The organism is Rickettsiales bacterium, from assembly GCA_025210695.1.
Classification (GTDB): Bacteria; Pseudomonadota; Alphaproteobacteria; order Rickettsiales; family CANDYO01; genus CANDYO01.
The window spans coordinates 1-19,437 of the sequence record JAOARE010000042.1; the positions used below are offsets into that span (position 1 = coordinate 1).

The window sequence follows — 19,437 nt, forward strand, 5'->3', positions numbered from 1 at the left end:
AGAAATGGTAATGCCAGGAGATAACGTAAACTTAAAAGTTGAATTAATATCTCCTATCGCAATGGATGAAGGCTTAAGATTTGCTATTCGTGAAGGTGGTCGCACTGTTGGTGCTGGCGTTGTTGCTAAAATTTTAAAATAGCAATATTTATAACCATAAAAACTACCTAAGCTGACCTAAAAATTAGCTAAGGTAGTTTTTTTGCTTAAAAACTAAAAAGAATACTTGATTTATTGAGTAATAGTGTTATTAATCAATACTCTTGATCTTTCAATGCGATTTAGGCATTGACGTTAAAACAACGTAAAAGTTATAAAAATACTAGGAGTGTAGCTTAGTTGGTAGAGCGTCGGTCTCCAAAACCGAAGGTCGGGGGTTCGAGTCCCTCCGCTCCTGCCAATTTAAAAATATTTTGGTGTAAAATATGGTAAAAGTAGTAGAATTTATAGATCAGGTAATCAAAGAAACCAAAAAAATCACTTGGTCGAGTAAAAAAGAGACCATGGTCTCAATTATGCTAGTGCTTGTAATGGTTGTTATAGCGTCTTTGTTTTTTTTAGGCGCAGATGTGGTTATATATAAGCTAGTAAGCTTAATATTAAATCTAGGAGTTAATTAAAGTGGCCTATCAATGGTATATAGTCCATGTAGTCTCTGGACATGAAAAGAAAGTAGCTAAAGTAATTGAAGAGCAAGCAAGAAAAAAGAATCTTCAAGAGCAAATAGCAAAAGTTGTGGTACCAACTGAAGAAGTAATGGAAGTCAGAAGAAATCAAAAAATAAATGTAGAAAAAAAGTTTCTTCCTGGTTATATTTTGATTAATATGGAAATGAATGATGAAACTTGGCATTTCGTTAGGAATGTGCCAAAGGTAACTGGTTTCCTTGGTAGTGCAAGCAAGCCCTCTCCTGTTAGTGAATCTGAGGTTCAAATTATATTCAAACAGATGGAAGAAGGGATTGATAAGCCTAAAGCTGCAATAGTTTTTGAGGTGGGTGAATCAGTTAAAATTAACGATGGTCCATTTGAATCTTTTGTTGGTTTAGTATCAGATGTTGATGAAGAGAAGTCAAGGTTGAAAGTATCTGTAACTATTTTTGGTCGTTCAACTCCTGTAGAATTAGAGTTCTCTCAAGTAGAAAAAGAATAAATATAAAGGTTAATGTTTTATGGCAAAAAAAGTTCAAGGTTATATAAAATTACAGATTCCAGCTGGTAAAGCAAACCCCTCTCCTCCTGTGGGACCAGCTTTAGGTCAACGTGCTTTAAATATTATGGAGTTCTGCAAAGCATTCAATGCTATGACTCAATCAATAGAGCCAGGTGCTCCAGTTCCTTGTGTTATAACATATTATGCAGATCGTACCTTTAGTATTGCAGTTAAAAAACCTCCGGTATCATATTTTATTACTAAAGCAGCAAAATTAAAGAAAGGGTCTGACAAAACAGGTAAAACTGCCCCGGTTGGTACGTTAACGATGGATCAAGTAAAAGAAATAGCAAAAGAAAAAATCGAAGATATGAACGCATTTGATGTGGAATCAGCTTGTAAGTCTGTGATTGGTACGGCTATATCAATGGGCGTAAAAGTAGAGGGATAATAAAAATGACTAAAACAACTAAAGTAAAGCATCTTGAAGAAGGAAAAGGCGGTAAAAACATTCGTCAGAAAAGGGCTCTTGTTGATAGCGCTAAACAATATAGTATTGGCGAAGCGGTAACATTCTTAAAAACTAATAGTTTTACAAAATTTGATTCTAGTATTGAAGTGATATGCAATCTTGGTGTTGATACGAAGCATTCTGATCAACAAGTTCGTGGTGTTGTTTCTATGCCTCATGGTACTGGAAAAGAAGTTAGAGTTGCAGTTTTTGCTAAAGAAGCAAAAGCTGAAGAAGCTCAAAAAGCTGGTGCTGATATTGTAGGTAGTGATGATTTGCTTCAATCAATTCAATCTGGTAAAATTGACTTTGACTGCTGTATTGCCACTCCAGATATGATGGGATTTGTTGGTAGAGTAGCTAAAGTTCTTGGGCCAAAAGGATTAATGCCGAATCCTAAACTAGGTACAGTTACAGTTAATGTAGCCGAAGCGGTAACAAAAGCTAAGGCTGGCCAAGTTGAATTTAGAGCTGAGAAAGCGGGAATTGTTCATGCCGCTGTAGGAAAGTTAAGTTTTGAAGAAAGTCATCTTCTTGATAATGTTAAAGAATTATTATCAGCGGTGATAAAAGCTAAGCCTTCTGCTTCTAAAGGCACTTACTTAAAATCATTATATATTTCATCGTCTATGGGACCTTCGTTACCTATTGATGTAGCAAATTTATCGATAAATAATTAGGAGCTAATGGTGAATAGATTAGAAAAAAAACAAGAAATTAGTGATATCAAAGACTTAGTAGATTCCTATTCTTCTACTGTGATTGTTCATTACCAAGGATTGAATGTTGATCAGCTAAACTTCCTTAGAGGAAAAATGCGTGAATGCGGAGCGAAGTTTAAGGTAATAAAAAATAGTTTAGCAAAATTAGCTATCGCAAATACTAATAGTAAAGATTTAGACTCTTTATTATCTGGACCTACTGCTTTAGTTGTTTCAAACGACCCTGTAAGTATGGCAAAAGAATTAACTAGTTTTGTAAAAACTAATGCAAGTTTAGTACTACTAGGTGGAGTAGTTGATGAAGAAATTTTGGATAAAAAATCAATTATTGTACTGTCCGATATGCCATCAAAAGATGAATTAAGAGCAAAAATAATTGGTCTATTAAATGCTCCTGCTACTAAGGTGGTTCGCGTACTTACAACTCCATCTGAGCAAGTGGCTAGAGTTGTGGGTGCTTATTCAAATAAATAACAAACTTCATTGTTTGTTATAAAGTTTATGTTGGTTTTTTAGTGTTTTTTATATAGCCTAAAAAATAATATAAGTAATATTATTATTAATAATTTTATTTAAGAAAAGAGGATTAAAATGGTCGATTTAGTTAAAATAGCAGATGAGTTATCTGAGTTAAGCGTAATGCAAGCCGCTGAGCTAGCAAAAATGCTAGAAGAAAAATGGGGTGTTAGTGCTGCAGCTCCTGTTGCAGTAGCAGCAGCTCCTGGTGCAGCAGCAGCGGCCCCAGAAGAAGCACAAACAGACTTCAGTGTAATTCTTACTTCATTTGGTGATAAAAAAATCGAAGTTATTAAAGAAGTAAGAGCAATTACAGGTTTAGGTTTAAAAGAAGCTAAAGATTTAGTTGAAGCTACTCCTAAAGCTCTGAAAGAATCTGTTTCAAAAGATGAAGCTACTAAAATTAAAGAGCAAATTGAAAAAGTTGGCGCTTCAGTTGAAATAAAATAATTTTATTTTATTTTACATCTAATAGATCTTTATATTGATTGTCTTATGGCAGTTTAATGTAGAGATCTATTTTTATTGGTAAAGAGTTTTATAGTTATAGCATAAGCAACGCAAAGCTCTCTAATATTTCTATTATTTCTTTAATTTAGTCGGAGTTATTCATGGTTAGTTCGTTCACTGCACATAAGAAAATTCGTAAGAGTTTTGGTAGAGTTGAACAAATTGCGTCAATGCCAAATTTAATAGAGCTTCAAAAAAATTCCTATGATTTATTTTTGCAAGCAGATGTTGATTCAGAGCAACGTAAAAATTTAGGTTTACAGCAAGTTTTTAGTTCTGTTTTTCCAATTGAGGACCCATCTGGTCAAGCTACATTAGAGTTTATACAATATGAACTTGGCGAAGCAGTTCTAAGAGGAGGAAATCACTCCGCATCTTTGAAAGCTTTGTTTAGATTGATAATTTGGGATATAGATGAAGATACTCAATCAAAAGAAATAAAAGGCATAAAAGAACAGGAGGTTTTCCTTGGTGATATTCCAGTGATGACTAATCAAGGTACTTTTGTAGTGAATGGAACTGAAAGAGTTGTTGTTTCACAAATGCACCGTTCTCCTGGAGCATTCTTTGACCATGATATGGGAAAAACTCATAATACTGGTAAATATTTATATTCAGCCAGAGTAATACCGTACCGTGGTTCTTGGTTAGACATTGAGTTTGATGCAAAAGATATTCTATATTTCCGAATAGACCGTAAGCGTAAACTTCATCTTACTTCATTACTGCGCGCCTTAAATCTTTCTTCAAGCGATATCCTAAATTATTTCTACAACAAACTTACAGTTGAAAAAGTTAAAAATGGCTTAGCTATTGACTTTAATTATGAAAGAATGAAAGGTATTAAATTAAATTCTGATTTAATTGACGCAAATACCAATGAGATTGTTGCCACTGCAGGATCTAAAATAACTGCACGTCTAATAAAACAACTAAAAGAGCGTAATTTTAGTAAAAAATTAATTAATCCAGAAGAGCTAATTGGATCGTTTATTGGTCAAGATATTTTCAATCCAGAATCTGGAGAAGTATATTTAAATGTAGGTGAAGAATTAAAAGCTGATAAGATTGCGTTTTTAGAAAGAATTGACCTTAATGAGTTCACAATACTTGACATAGATCACGTTAATGTAGGACCTTATATACGCAATACTTTATTTGCAGATAAAAATAATACATCTGAAGAAGCTCTAATTGATATTTTTAGAGTAGTAAGACCAGGAGAACCTTCAACTCTTGAAGGTGCTAAAGAGGTATTTAATAGCTTGTTTTTTGATGTTGAAAGATATGATCTTTCTGCAGTTGGAAGAGTTAAACTTAATGCAAAACTTAATCTAGATTTTCCGGAAGAATTAGTAACTCTCACAAAAGATGATATTTTAGAAATTATAAAAAATCTTGTGTTGCTAAGAGATGGTGTAGGTGAAATTGATGACATTGATCATTTAAGTAACCGTAGGGTTAGAGCTGTTGGTGAAATGGTAGAAAACCAATTTAGAGTAGCTTTAGTACGTTTAAGTAGAGCAATTTTAGAGAGAATGGGTTCTGTTGACCTAGATTCAGTAATGCCTCATGATCTTATTAATTCTAAGTTGTTAGTTGCAACCATAAAAGATTTCTTTTCTTCCTCGCAATTATCCCAATTTATGGATCAAACTAATCCTTTGTCAGAAATTACTCATAAAAGAAGAATGTCTGCTTTAGGACCTGGTGGATTAACAAGAGATAGAGCAAGTTTTGAAGTTCGCGACGTACATCCAAGTCATTACGGTCGTATTTGTCCAATTGAAACTCCTGAAGGTCAGAACATTGGTTTAATAAGTAGTATGGCTACTTACGCTAGGGTAAATAAGTATGGTTTCATAGAAAGTCCTTATCGTTTAGTTAAGGATTCTAGAGTTACAGATGAAGTTGTTTATCTTTCAGCTATAGAAGAAGGAAAATATATTATAGCTCAAGCTAATGCTGACATGGATGATAATGGTAACTTTATGGCAGACTTAGTAAGTTGTCGTAAAAATGGCGAATTTATTATGGTACCCCCAGAGGAAATTCATTATATGGACGTATCTCCAATGCAAATGGTCTCTGTTGCTGCTTCTTTAATTCCCTTCCTTGAAAACGATGATGCGAATCGTGCTTTGATGGGATCAAACATGCAACGACAAGCTGTTCCATTATTAAGAGTTGATGCCCCTATGGTTGGGACTGGCATGGAAAGCGTAGTGGCAAGTGACTCTGGAGCAACAATAACTGCTACTAGTAATGGAATTGTTGAACAAGTAGACGGAACCAGAATAGTGATCCGTAGTATTGAAGATTCTGAGGAAGATTCACCTGGTATTGAAATTTATAACTTACAAAAATTTCAGCGTTCAAACCATAACACTTGTATCAATCAAAAACCTTTAGTAAAAGTTGGCGACAAAATATCTAAAGGTGATATCATTGCTGATGGTCCTAGTACTGAATTAGGAGAGCTAGCTTTAGGTAAGAACGTTCTAGTAGCCTTTATGCCATGGAATGGATATAATTTTGAAGACTCAATATTGATGTCTGATAGAATCGTTAAAGACGATGTGTTTACTTCTATTCATATTGAAGAATTTGAATGCGTGGCTAGGGATACCAGACTTGGACAAGAAGAAATAACAAGAGATATTCCAAATATAAGTGAAGAACATCTTCGTCATTTGGATGAAGTCGGGATCGCTCATATTGGAGCTGAAGTTAAAGCCGGTGATATTCTAGTTGGAAAAGTTACTCCTAAGAGTGAATCTCCAATGACACCAGAAGAAAAATTACTACGTGCTATATTTGGTGAAAAAGCAGCAGATATGCGTGATTCTTCTTTACACCTTCCTCCAGGAGTTAGTGGTACTGTTGTTGGAGTTGAAATTTTAACAAGACGTGGTATAGAAAAAGACCAAAGAGCTTTATCAATTGAACGCACCCAAATTGACCGTTTGTCAAAAGATAAAAATGATGAACTAAATATTGTTGAAGGAGTAATGTTCTCTAGATTAGAAGAACTATTGCTAAATAATATTGTTGTTTCCGGTCCAAAAAGCTTAAAACCTGGTACAACTCTTACTAAAGAAATTCTTTCTGATTACACCACAGGTCAATGGTGGAGTATTGTAGTAGAAGATACAAATACAATGTTAGCTATTGATAAAGTGAGAGAAAAATATCGATTAAGTGTTGATAAAGCAAACAAAGTATTTGCTACTAATGTTGAAAGAATCCAGTCTGGAGATGATCTCCCACAAGGAGCCTTAAAGGTTGTAAAAATATTTATTGCCATGAAGCATAAATTACAACCTGGGGACAAAATGGCTGGTAGACACGGTAACAAGGGTGTTGTTTCTAGGATTTTACCTTCTGAAGACATGCCTTATTTAGAAGATGGTACTGTAGTTGATATAGTACTAAACCCATTAGGTGTTCCTTCTCGAATGAACATAGGACAAATACTTGAAACTCATTTAGGCTGGGCTGCTGTTAATTTAGGAAAACAAATAAAAAATTCTTTAGATGAGCATCTAAAGTCAAAGAAAGACATTACAGCTCTAAAAGAAACTATTATTAAAGCTTATGATGATAATAAAATTACCAAAGTTATAGAAAGTTTTAGTGACGAAAAAGTTTTAGAATTAGCAAGCAATCTACAAAAAGGTATTCCTATTGCAACCCCAGTATTCGATGGTGCTAAAGAAGCTGATATTGTAGATATGTTAGGAAGAGCGAATCTAGACTCTTCTGGTCAAGTAAAACTAATTGATGGACGTACAGGTGAATATTTCGAGCGTAAAGTTACAGTTGGTTATATTTATATGTTAAAACTTCATCACCTAGTTGACGATAAAATACATGCTCGTTCTATTGGGCCTTATAGTCTAGTGACTCAACAACCATTAGGTGGTAAGTCACATTTTGGTGGACAAAGATTAGGAGAAATGGAATGTTGGGCTCTCCAAGCATATGGTGCTGCTTATACACTTCAGGAAATGTTGACTGTGAAATCAGATGACGTAAGTGGTAGAATTAAAATATATGACTCTATTATACGTGGTGATAATAACTTTGAATGTGGTATACCTGAATCATTCCACGTTATGATAAAAGAATTACGTTCTTTATGTTTAAGTGTTGAATTAGAACAAAAAACAATTACGAACTAAAAGACTAAATGATTTATTAGGAGATAATTATTAAAATGATGAATTTGTTTAATTCTGAAGAAAGTTATGATTTTGACTTGATGAAAATTTCTATTGCCAGTCCTGATAAAATTAGGTCATGGTCTTTTGGTGAAGTAAAAAAACCAGAAACTATAAACTATAGAACCTTCAAGCCAGAACGCGATGGATTATTTTGCTCAAGAATCTTTGGTCCGGTAAAGGATTATGAGTGTCTTTGTGGTAAATATAAACGAATGAAATATCGTGGAATTGTTTGTGAAAAATGTGGAGTGGAAGTAACAACTTCCAAAGTTCGTCGCGAAAGAATGGGACATATTGAACTTGCAGCCCCTGTATCACACATATGGTTCTTAAAGTCATTGCCTTCAAGAATTAGTACTCTCCTGGATATGACCTTGAAAGAATTAGAAAAAATTCTATATTTTGAAGCATATGTTGTCATAGATCCTGGAATGTCACCTTTCTCAAAGAACGAGGTATTAAATGAAGATCAATACTATAAAGCATTAGATGAATATGGTGAAGATAGCTTCACTGCAATGATTGGTGCAGAAGCAGTAAAAGACTTGCTTTCTAAATTAGATTTAGAAGAAATAAAGAATGAATTAAGAGCAGAAATAGCCGAAGTAAATTCAGAGACAAAAAGGAAAAAGATTGTAAAAAGACTTAAGTTAGTTGAAGATTTTCTAGACTCTGGGAATAACCCTGAATGGATGATTTTGGAAGTTCTTCCAGTTATTCCACCGGAGATTCGTCCTTTGGTAATGTTAGATGGTGGACGTTTTGCCACCTCTGATCTTAATGAATTATATCGTAGAGTAATTAATCGTAATAATCGTTTACGCCGCCTGCTTGAGCTAAGAGCTCCAGATATTATTGTTCGTAATGAAAAAAGAATGCTTCAAGAATCTGTAGATGCTCTGTTTGATAACGGACGTCGTGCTAGAGTTGTGAAGAACGCTAATAAACGTCCATTCAAATCTCTAAGTGATATGTTGAAAGGTAAACAAGGACGCTTCCGTCAAAATTTATTAGGAAAGCGTGTTGATTATTCAGGTCGTTCAGTAATCGTAGTGGGACCTGAATTAAAATTACATCAATGTGGTTTACCGAAGAAGATGGCGCTAGAATTATTTAAGCCATTCATTTATTCAAAACTTGAATTATATGGAATATCAACAACTATTAAAGCTGCTAAGAGAATGGTTGAAAGTGAAAGACCTGAAGTTTGGGATATTCTAGAAGAAGTTATTCGTGAACATCCAGTAATGCTTAACAGAGCTCCAACACTTCATAGACTTTGTATTCAAGCATTTGAACCAACTTTAATCGAAGGTAAAGCTATTAAGCTCCACCCTCTAGTTTGCGCTGCGTTTAACGCTGACTTTGATGGTGATACAATGTCTGTTCATGTACCTCTTTCTCTTGAAGCTCAGCTTGAATGCCGTGTATTGATGATGTCCAGTAACAACATTTTAAACCCATCTAATGGTAAGCCTATCATCGTACCATCTCAAGATATTATCCTAGGTTTATATTACTTAACTATGGAATTAGATAATGAACCTGGTGAGGGAATGTGCTTTGTTGATAACTCTGAGATGAATCATGCTTTATACGCCAAGAAGGTTACTCTTCACTCTAAGATAAAATATCGCCGTAAACAAAAAAATATTAACGGAGAAGATGAAGTTGTTCTTGTCGATAGTACACCTGGAAGAATACTAGTTTCTGAGTTATTAAAAGAGGATAATATTCCTTTTGAAAACATCAATAAATTACTAACTAAAAAAGAAATTTCTCATTTAATTGATATTGTGTTCCGTCATTGTGGACAAAAACAAACCGTTATATTTGCAGATAGATTAATGCAACTTGGCTTTAAGTATGCTTGTAAAGCTGGTGTTTCTATTGGTAAGGATGATATGATTGTTCCAGAGAGCAAAGACACTCATATAAAAAATACTTTAGCTGAAGTAAAAGAATTTGAAAAACAATATTCTGATGGTTTGATTACCTTAGGTGAAAAATACAACAAAGTTGTTGATATTTGGTCTAAATGTACTGATAAAGTAGCTGCTGACTTGGTTAAAGAAATCTCTGGATTACAACCAGACAAAAAAGAACACTCAAATCAAACAAGAGTTAACTCAATATATATGATGGCTCATTCTGGAGCTCGTGGTTCTGCCACTCAGATTAGACAGCTTGCTGGAATGAGAGGTCTAATGGCAAAACCATCTGGTGAAATTATTGAAACTCCTATTACTTCAAACTTAAAAGAAGGTCTGAGTGTATTAGAATTCTTTACTTCCACCCATGGTGCTCGTAAAGGTCTTGCTGATACAGCGTTAAAAACAGCAAATTCTGGTTACTTAACAAGACGTCTAGTTGATGTTGCAATGGATTGTATTACCCAAGAAATTGATTGTGGCACAGATAATGGAATAGTTGTAAAAGCCACTATTGATGGCGGTCAAGTTACGATTCCTTTAGCAGATAAGATCTTAGGAAGAACTACAGCTACAGATATTCATCACCCTGTTACTAATGATATAATCATTAGTAAAAATGAGATGATTGATGAAGATATAGTTGAAAAAATTGAAGCTGTTGGAATTGATTCATTAAAAGTTAAATCTGTTCTGACATGCGAAGCTAAAACTGGAGTCTGTTCAAAATGTTATGGACGTGACTTAGCTACCGGTGATTTAGTAAGTCCAGGTGAAGCAATTGGTGTTATTGCTGCACATTCTATTGGTGCGCCAGGAACTCAGTTACCAATGCGTCCTTTCCATAAAGGTGGAGCTGCAACTACAGGCGCCGAAGTATCCAATGTTGAAGCCTCTCATGATGCTAAAGTATTCTTTGTTAACCACAATGTGGTGGTTGATAGTCAAGGTAATAAAATCGTAATGAGTAGATCATGTGAAGTTATCCTTGCTGATGAAAAAGACCATGAAAAAGCCCGATTTAATATTCCTTATGGTGCCAAGTTGAATGTTAGCGAAGGAGAGTTAGTTAAGAAAGGAAACATTATGGCCCAGTGGGATCCATATACTATACCTATTATTACAGAGAAAAGTGGTAAAATTTCTTACAAAGACTTGCTCGAAGGTGTTTCAGTAAGAGAAGTATTAGATGAAGCCACTGGTATTGCAAGTAAAGTAGTAGTGGATTGGAAACAACAAACTCGTGGAGCTGACCTAAGACCAAGAATTATGCTTCTTGATGATAAAGACAATGTTATCGTTCTAGCTAATGAGTTGGAAGCAAGATATTTCTTACCAATTAATGCAATTCTTAGCGTTGACGATGGTGCAGAAGTTCATGCTGGTGATGTTATTGCTCGTATTCCTAGAGAATCTAGTAAAACTCGTGATATTACTGGTGGTCTACCTAAAGTAGCTGAATTTTTTGAAGCACGTAAACCTAAAGATCATGCTGTGATCTCTGAAATTGAAGGTTATGTTGAATTTGGTAAAGATTATAAATCTAAGAGAAGAATTATAATTAAGCCTACAGATGCTTCTATTGAACCTGTAGAATATATGATTCCTCGTGGAAAACATGTTTCTGTTAACGAAGGTGATTACATCAAGAAAGGTGACCTATTATTAGATGGAAACCCAGTATTACACGATATTCTAAAAGTTATGGGCGTTGAAGCTTTAGCGCATTATATGGTTGCTGAAATTCAACAAGTATATCGCCTGCAAGGTGTGATAATTGATGACAAACATATTGAAGTTATCATCCGTCAAATGCTTCAGAAAGTTGAAGTAACAGATCCAGGTGAAACAACCTTATTAACTGGTGAACAGATTGATAAGCAAGAATTAGATGAAATTAATCAAAAAGCTGAGAAGAAAGGTTATGCTCCTGCAACTGCTATTTCTGTATTGCAAGGTATTACTAAAGCTTCTCTACAGACAAGATCATTTATTTCTGCTGCTTCTTTCCAAGAAACAACCAGAGTGTTAACAGAGGCTTCTGTGGCTGGTAAGTTAGATCGCCTACAAGGCTTTAAAGAGAACGTTATTGTTGGACGTCTAATTCCAGCAGGAACTGGATTCTATGCTAACAAAATGAAAACTAATGCTGCAATGCTTGATGCAGATGAAGCAACAAAACAAGCAGCAGCGGCTGAAATAGCTGCTGCTACATCTGAAGAATCTTTGGATAACCCAGAAGAATCTGCTAACGTTTAATTTATCCGTAACAGCCCCTGAATAAATAATAATTCAGGGGCCACCTCCCCTATCTACCTTCTAATTAATGTTTTATTAATCTTCATCTATTATTATTAGATCTAGTAGTATTATTTTCTATAATATCAACTGAGGAAAATATTAGATGAAATTTTTTAGCAAAGAAAAAAAAGTCTCAGATGATTTAACTGCTGAATTACAGCAATTTGAAGAATTAGCAAAAAAAAACGATCCAAATGCTGTTAGTATAATACAGAATATACTTGCTCGGAACCAAGAACTTGATCCTTATGCAAAGAAAGCAGGTGGGTCTTCTCTGTTTGAACGGACCTTTGACAATGGAGATCTAAAATCACTCTATAAAATGTATCAGCATAAACCTGATCGTATATATAAGTCTTTATTAGATACACTAGCATCAGAAAAATTATTAGAGGAAATGCAGAAACCCTCCCCTTCTATTGAGGACATCCAATTTCTTCTAGAAGCAGGTGCTGATCCAACTAAAGAAAATACAGAAAAACAATCTGCATTAACTATAGCAAATGAGAAGAATAAGATTGAGTTATTACACATAATGAGCCCTTATATTTCCTCAAATGAAGCTCCTTTTTATGTGCAAAATGCTACTCAACAAGCATTATTCAAGGAAGCATCCGAAAAAGCCGATCATGACAATATTAAATTCTTAATTGAAAAAGGAGCTAATCCCTTCTTAAAACTACCTGATACTAGAGAAGCTGATAGAATATTAGAAGAAAAAGTTGAAGAAAAGAGTCCTAACACAGAAGAACTAAAAAATGTATTAAATGAACATGACAAAAATTCTAAAAACGCTAAAAAAATTTCTGCTTTTGATATATTAGCAGAAAATCCAGATAATTTAAAACCTCTCCATCTGATGTATCAGAAACTCCCTAAGGAATTAGAGCAAGATAGGCAATCATATTCAGAGACTTTAACTGATTTAGTTAAGCACAAACTTCAACAAAACTTAATTAACCAAGAATTGAATAAAACAAACAATGATAATAAAATTAGTTTTACTCAATTCAATCAAATTGTAGCTGAAGCAGAAGAAAGTAAATTACCAAAAATTAGTGAATATGCAGCAGAATTAATGGCTCCTCATTTTCATAAAGTCTTAAAAAAAGAATTAACATATGATGCTGAACATTACTATCAAGATAATCCTGGAGTATTACCTTTTGAACAATTATTAGAAAAAATTGATGAACACAAAGCTACATCTTTAAAAAAATCTCCCTCTATTGAAATAGCTTCTGCTGAAGAATATAAAAAATATATGCTATCTAATACGAAAGCAATTATTAATGAATACGCAGATACAAGCGCAGATAATAAGTATAATTTCTTAAAGAAACAAAACCCTGATTTAAATGATCAAGAATTATTAGATAAATTTATTCATAAAGAAATGCAGCAAGATATATTTCATGCTAACAATCCTAATAAAATACTAGAAGAAACTGTTACTGAGCTTGTTGGACCAGAAAATCTCGAACAACTTAAGCGTGCTACAAAGAGAGAAATTCTCACCGAATCACAAATAACTAAGGCTATAGAACAACAAAACGAAGCATTACATGTTCAAAAGGTTGAAGCTTTCCTAGATAGAGCACCTCTTCTAACTAATGATTCATATTATATTCAAGGTCCAAGACTTATAAATTTGGCATTAAAGAATGTTAATTCTAATCCACAGCTTCTTAGAAAAACGATAGAAAACATTAAAGAACAAAATCAAAATAATCCTTCTATCATAGAAAATATGGTAAATAAAATAGTTACTCATAGTAATGACTTAGAAAGCCCTGCAGAAGCTCTAAAACTTCATTCTGTTCTAAGAGAAACAGGTGTTTCTCTACCAAATGATTATAAACTAGGGCAGTTATCTAAAGAGGAATTTGAAGCACTACAAACACTTACAACGCTAACCAAAGATAGAGCAAAATTCTTAGAAGGTAATTTTTCTGCAGAAGAAATGAAACAACTCTATAACACAGTCTCTAAATTATCTTTAAAAAAACTACCAACCAATATATCTGGAGATATTATCTCCTTAATAGAAAAATCAACTAAATATTACTTTAAGAAGGAAATAAAAACATTCCAAAATATTGTAAGAACAATAGAAGATATGGTGGAAGTCTCTGAGAATTCCTCCCTTATGCTAGCAATTTATGCCACGGAAACTCCAGAAATACTAAGGAACCACTTAACACATATAGCCGTCAATGATATTATCTCTGCTAAAGAAAAATCTCCCACAAAACTACATAAGAAAAAAATGGCAGATCATGAAAATGAGTTCAGCTTAAAACAAGAAGAACTTAGAGCCAAAGAAGATAGACTAGAAAAAGAACTAAAAGAGCTTCCCCCGGCCATTCAACCATCCAATCTTATGACTATTGATGCTAGCAAAGTTACCAGTCCAGATCAATTAGAACTATATAGCGAAAAACGAAAAAAAGCTATAGATGAAAAACAAACAGAACTACTACAGGCAAGGGATAATATTGATAAATTAAGCAATAATTTTCATGCTAAGAAGCTCGAATTGGAAAAAGATCTTAAAGGCAAAGAGTTATCTAGCAAACAAAAAGAATATGATGATAAATTAAAACAATTCCATCAGTTTTTATCACAAAAACCAATTCTTAAAGACGCTCCCACACCAAATGGAGATCTTCTTAGCTCTCATGTATTAGAAGTGGCTATAGAAAATATAGATCGAAAACCAGAAATGATAAATCAAGTTGTAACACTTTTTAAAGAGCAATATAAGCAAACTATTATGGAAAAATTGGAGGATTATCGAAAACACGTATTAAGAGATTATCCAGACCAACAAAAACAACTAACTGCAAGTGAAAAAAGAGACATTAATAAATATTTGGATAAAGTTGTTTCATTAATAAAGAACCATTACAATCCGAATAGTGTAGATGGAAATGCAAGACTTACACAAGAGTTAGTTGATTTATCTACCAAACATGAAGAATTTGAAGAATTTACCAAAGATATCAAAAAAGATATAACAACCCCAAATTTTCCACAAATAAGTAAAAAAATAAGAACGAAACTTCGCAATAAAGATACCACCGCTGAGCAAACTGAACTCCTTACAAAAGTTCTTGTAGAGCAATTAAATGAATCCCCTCCTATAAATGAAAAAGTATTGCAATATCTTCATGATAAAAACCTTGAAGAACTTGAAAATTTATTACGGAATGCACATCAATATGACATTTCTAAAGAGATATTAGACGCTAATAATGACCTGGCTAAATATATATATCTTACAGCTCCTAAATATGAAGCTAGAAATCATTTAGAAGTTAGCAAACTTGTTGGCATAGCCTTAGAAGAAGGCGATGACCAAATGTTGCGTAAAATTGTTAGTAATATTATAAATGAAGCTAAAACAGTATCTACTCAAGAAGATCAACAGAATAAACTACTATCTATTGAATTATTACAATCTTTACATAAAAAAAACAAATTAGAGAAACTATTCGAAACAAAAGACGAAAAAACATTAGAAATTCTCAAGAATCAGGTTGTAAATAATATATTAGAGAGCAAACAAGACATAGATCCTAACCTAATCTGTGATGTTCTAAAGAACACTCAAGGGGTTGATAATGACAAACTTGCTAAAATTGCCAATATTGTATTAAACGATAAAAAGAAAATAGGGAAGCTTTCTAAAGAAAATATTGAAATTCTGGCACCTCATTATAATTCTTTAAAACATAATCCCCTATTTTTGAAAGAATTAATAGATATCCATGATACAAGCTTTGAACCAAATTCTATCAGGAGAGTATTTTCCGAAGGAAAAACAATCACTGATGACAATGTAATAGACATGCGAAATAAAATTCTTGCATCAATGACTGGTGGTTCTGCAGAACTATCTTTACCTGAAGAGTTTGATAAAAGTTTAAAGAAATATCTAAAAACAAAACGTAGTGTATTTAAAGCATTCTTTAGAGATCAAGATGCAAAAATTACAAAAAGAATTGGAGAATTAGACAGAGGGTCTAATTACTTTAAGGCTATAATGAGTGAATGGGAAGACGACCCTGAGCAAAAAAAGACAATGCGTGAGAAATTCATGTCAATATTTGGCTTCTCTAAAGAAAAAGAAAAGACTTTAACTTTGGACACTATAGATAGTAAAGAAGATATTCATAGAGTTCTAAAAGATGCTGCTGCTCAAAAAGAAATCGATCCTGCTTTGGCTACTAAAATCTTCCATAAAGCTATGCAATTAACTTTGGACACTATAGATAGTAAAGAAGATATTCATAGAGTTCTAAAAGATGCTGCTCAAAAAGAAATCGATCCTGCTCAAAAAGAAATCGATCCTGCTTTGGCTACTAAAATCTTCCATAAAGCTATGCAATTAGATGCATATTTAGACGAAGATGTCAAAGAAAGTATAAAAAAATTAGCAGAAATTGCATATAAAAACAGAGAAACTGGAGACTCTCCACAACTTACTAATGAATATATTGATATACTCTATCTAAGCGACCCTAGCGATAAATTTTACAAACAAGCAAAAGCTGAATTACAAACTGCCGCTGCTCCTACTCCAACTGAAGAAGCGAAAGAAAAAGTAAAACGAGATGGTATCATTAAACGTATAAGAAAAGCCTGTAAGAATCAATTAGATAAAGAGAATACTTCTGGACTAATAAAAAGACTAAGCGAAAGCACGAAAAAGAAAACTAACCGAGGTGCAAGAACTTAGCTTTATCCTTTATCTTTTCAAAAGACTTAGGATTAATTCCAGTGAGCCAACTTTGTGCACCAATAGATAATATCTGTTCAAATAGCAAGCTTCTATTTGTTTCATCTAAATGGGAAATAATTTCATCCAATAGCAATAAAGGAATTATCTTATTTTTCTCAATTAAGGCATAAACTTGAGCTAATATTATATTAAGCAATAAAGCCTTTTGTTCACCTGTAGAACAAAATTTTGCTGACATATTCTTCTTGGTATATATAACTTCCAAATCAAATAAATGGGGCCCAAGATTGGTTCTTCCAGAGGCGCCATCAAGCCCTCTATTCTTCTTCAATCTCATTAAAAAATCCGCTGGTATTGGCTCATTCACAAGCTCTAGTATTGCTTTAGGAAATGGAGTTTCATTAATTTCAATTGCTTTATTTAACAGCCCCAAAGTTTTCATCCTGGCATCACTAATTTCTCCTCCCTCATTCCACATATTCTGCTCTAATGCACTCAGCCAATAATCATCATTCTGTTGATTCTTTAAGAGTCTTAATCTTTCTCTCATAAATTTATCATATTTGCTAATATTAGAACTATGCTGCGGAAAGAAATTATTTACTACTTGATCAAAAAAACTACGTCTATTACTGCTAGAACCAATAAATAATTGTTGCATTGGAGGAGTTAGCCAAACCACATTTATAATTTCAGATAATTCAGTTTTTTTCTTTATGGGCTGACCATCTATATGAATTACTCTAGTATCTCTTATACTATTAGGCTTGACTAAACGTTGAGTATGAATCTCTTTTAGGCCATATATACTTCTTATTTGAGCATTTATTTGCCACATATGATCTGCATTAGACTGATTATTAAAATCAGATATCTTAGCTCCTCTAATACCTTTAGAATGAGTAAGCAAAGATATAGCCTCCAAGATATTAGTTTTGCCTATACCATTCCTGCCAGTTAGAACAACAGATTCTGTTCCCAACTCTAAAAACTTTATTCTATTATGATTACGGAAATTATATAATTCTATGGATTGAAGTGACGTCTGAAAAACATCGCTCATTTTAGGCTACCCTAATTCTTCAAGAGCCAACAAAGCTTCATTTATATTCTTTATATTAAGTTGATGTAATAAATTATTCAATTCTTGTTTAGCTGCTATATGAGATAAACTTAAACTAACTTCCATCACACCTTTCTTCACGTCAAGTAAGGTTAAACCATGCAAAAACAATTCTCTATAAATAACCCTTTCATTAAAACCAGAAGCAACTTTAAAGCCCAGTCTTGCTGAAAGTTTATCTAACACATTAGACATTTTACGTTTGTTTTTAGCATCTAAAGCACTAAGACGATTACGCAACACAACCCAGTTAATTTCTCCTCTGGAGCGCTTAGCTTTTTCCATCTTTTGCTCCCAAATGGCCTGAGCATAAAAACTTGGTCGAATAATTTTAAATGTATCTGCCTCAATCTGAGCAATAACATCCAAATCTAAAAAACTATCATTAATAGGAGTGATAATAGTATCGGCTATTGAATGAGCATAATTAGAAAGATAAGTATTACTACCCGGTGTATCAATAATTAAAAAGTCAGGAATATCTTCAGAGGATAACTCTGCTTCAACCAATTTTTTTAGTTGTTGATGATCTTGAATTCTTCTTTGTTCAACTTCACGGTCTGTAGATTCTTCTAAAGTAAAATGTTTAGGAATTTTGAGATCCACAGCATGTTTTTTTATATGTTGGGCTCTATTCTCTAAATATCTAGACAAAGATTTTTGTCTACAATCAGCGTCAACTGACGTTACTTTAAAACCTAGATGCAATAAAGAAGCTATAAGATGCATTGAAGTGGTTGTCTTACCTGCTCCACCTTTTTCGTTACCAATAACAATAATGTGAGTGTTGTTATTCTCCATGACGATCAACACATTTTATGCAAGTCATCTGATCAGCCATAGCAGATCTACGTATATCATCAGTATCCATATCTTTATCACATTTTATGCAATGAGGATGATCAGCGTCTAACTTTTTATCTAAAGACACTCTTTCATCAAATACAAAGCAACTACCATGCCAAGCTTTTGCTTCAGTATCCTCAAAATATTTTAAAATACCTCCTTCAAGATGATATACATTATTGAATCCTTGAGATTTCATATAAGCTGTGGATTTCTCACAACGTATTCCACCAGTACAAAACATAGCAATCTTTTTGTTTTTATCCACATCGCTTAAGTTTTCTTTTACCCATCTAGGAAATTGTCTGAAAGTATCAGTTTTAGGATCAACAGCTCTATCAAAGCTTCCAAGCAATGTTTCATATTTATTACGAGTATCTATAACAAGAACATCTTCCTTAGCAATAAACTCATCCCATTCTTGTGGTTTTATATATTCACCTTTTAAATTATCTACATCTAAATCTTCAACTCCAAGAGCAACTATTTCTTTCTTTAGTCTTACTTTCATTTTCTCAAAAGGAAACCCTTCATTAAAGCTCTCTTTATAGACTAAATTATTAATTCCAATCTCTTCTTTTAAATATTTATATAAATTATTTATTCCTTCTCTTGAACCTGAAATAGTAGAATTTATACCTTCTTTTGCTAATAATATTGTACCTTTAAGGCCTTGATTATTACAAAAAGATAGTAAAGGATCTTTCATGTTCTCAAAGTTGGGGAAATTAAAAAAATGATAAAATGCTGTAATAACAATCGTCTCTTTAGATTCCATGTCTTTATCCACTACTTAATACTAGTTATAAGTTTATATTTTTTAAAATCAATATATTTTATTGTCACTAATTA

At 33.2% G+C, this 19,437-nt stretch carries 13 protein-coding genes and 1 tRNA gene; 11 read left to right on the forward strand and 3 right to left on the reverse strand.

From position 1 onward, the window contains the following. From tuf to N4A31_06740, 11 genes are all read left to right on the forward strand, one after another. Positions 1–142 (forward strand): elongation factor Tu (gene tuf / locus N4A31_06690; GenBank protein ID MCT4635906.1); only part of this gene is annotated, 142 nt, incomplete at its 5' end. A 182-nt stretch (positions 143–324) separates the two neighbouring features. Further along, positions 325–400 (forward strand) — tRNA-Trp (locus N4A31_06695). A gap of 25 nt (positions 401–425) precedes the next feature. Further along, complete coding sequence (secE, locus tag N4A31_06700; protein ID MCT4635907.1) at positions 426–620, forward strand: preprotein translocase subunit SecE; 195 nt, start codon at positions 426–428, stop codon at positions 618–620. Between the two features lies 1 nt (position 621). Further along, positions 622–1,152, forward strand: coding sequence for a transcription termination/antitermination protein NusG (gene nusG, locus N4A31_06705; GenBank protein ID MCT4635908.1), 531 nt, complete (start codon positions 622–624; stop codon positions 1,150–1,152). 19 nt (positions 1,153–1,171) lie between these two features. Continuing rightward, the gene (gene rplK, locus N4A31_06710) at positions 1,172–1,603 is read left to right on the forward strand and encodes a 50S ribosomal protein L11 (protein ID MCT4635909.1); all 432 of its coding nucleotides are present in this window, start codon (positions 1,172–1,174) and stop codon (positions 1,601–1,603) included. 5 nt (positions 1,604–1,608) lie between these two features. Continuing rightward, on the forward strand, positions 1,609–2,343 hold the full coding sequence (rplA, locus tag N4A31_06715) for a 50S ribosomal protein L1 (GenBank protein ID MCT4635910.1): 735 nt from the start codon (positions 1,609–1,611) through the stop codon (positions 2,341–2,343). Positions 2,344–2,352: 9 nt separating this feature from the next. Next, positions 2,353–2,859, forward strand: a complete 507-nt coding sequence (gene rplJ, locus N4A31_06720) for a 50S ribosomal protein L10 (protein MCT4635911.1) — start codon at positions 2,353–2,355, stop codon at positions 2,857–2,859. A 117-nt stretch (positions 2,860–2,976) separates the two neighbouring features. Further along, a complete protein-coding gene (rplL, locus tag N4A31_06725; protein ID MCT4635912.1) occupies positions 2,977–3,351 on the forward strand; it encodes a 50S ribosomal protein L7/L12 in 375 nt (124 codons plus the stop codon). 161 nt (positions 3,352–3,512) lie between these two features. Beyond that, entirely contained in the window at positions 3,513–7,595 is a 4,083-nt protein-coding gene (gene rpoB / locus N4A31_06730) for a DNA-directed RNA polymerase subunit beta (GenBank protein ID MCT4635913.1), read from the forward strand. A 35-nt stretch (positions 7,596–7,630) separates the two neighbouring features. Next, positions 7,631–11,827 (forward strand): DNA-directed RNA polymerase subunit beta', encoded by a 4,197-nt coding sequence (gene rpoC / locus N4A31_06735; protein MCT4635914.1) that lies wholly within the window; start codon positions 7,631–7,633, stop codon positions 11,825–11,827. A gap of 145 nt (positions 11,828–11,972) precedes the next feature. Next, a complete protein-coding gene (locus N4A31_06740) occupies positions 11,973–16,613 on the forward strand; it encodes an ankyrin repeat domain-containing protein (protein MCT4635915.1) in 4,641 nt (1,546 codons plus the stop codon). Here the strand turns inward: N4A31_06740 and recF are convergent. The 3 genes from recF to N4A31_06755 are packed head-to-tail and all read right to left on the reverse strand — an operon-like array spanning position 16,591 to position 19,363. Beyond that, complete coding sequence (gene recF / locus N4A31_06745) at positions 16,591–17,679, reverse strand: DNA replication/repair protein RecF (protein MCT4635916.1); 1,089 nt, start codon at positions 17,677–17,679, stop codon at positions 16,591–16,593. The two genes, N4A31_06740 and recF, sit on opposite strands and share 23 nt — an antisense overlap. A gap of 6 nt (positions 17,680–17,685) precedes the next feature. Beyond that, positions 17,686–18,540 (reverse strand): division plane positioning ATPase MipZ, encoded by an 855-nt coding sequence (locus N4A31_06750; GenBank protein ID MCT4635917.1) that lies wholly within the window; start codon positions 18,538–18,540, stop codon positions 17,686–17,688. After that, on the reverse strand, positions 18,530–19,363 hold the full coding sequence (locus N4A31_06755) for a rhodanese-related sulfurtransferase (protein ID MCT4635918.1): 834 nt from the start codon (positions 19,361–19,363) through the stop codon (positions 18,530–18,532). The genes N4A31_06750 and N4A31_06755 overlap by 11 nt, the downstream gene beginning before the upstream one ends. Between the last annotated feature and the right edge of the window lie 74 nt (positions 19,364–19,437).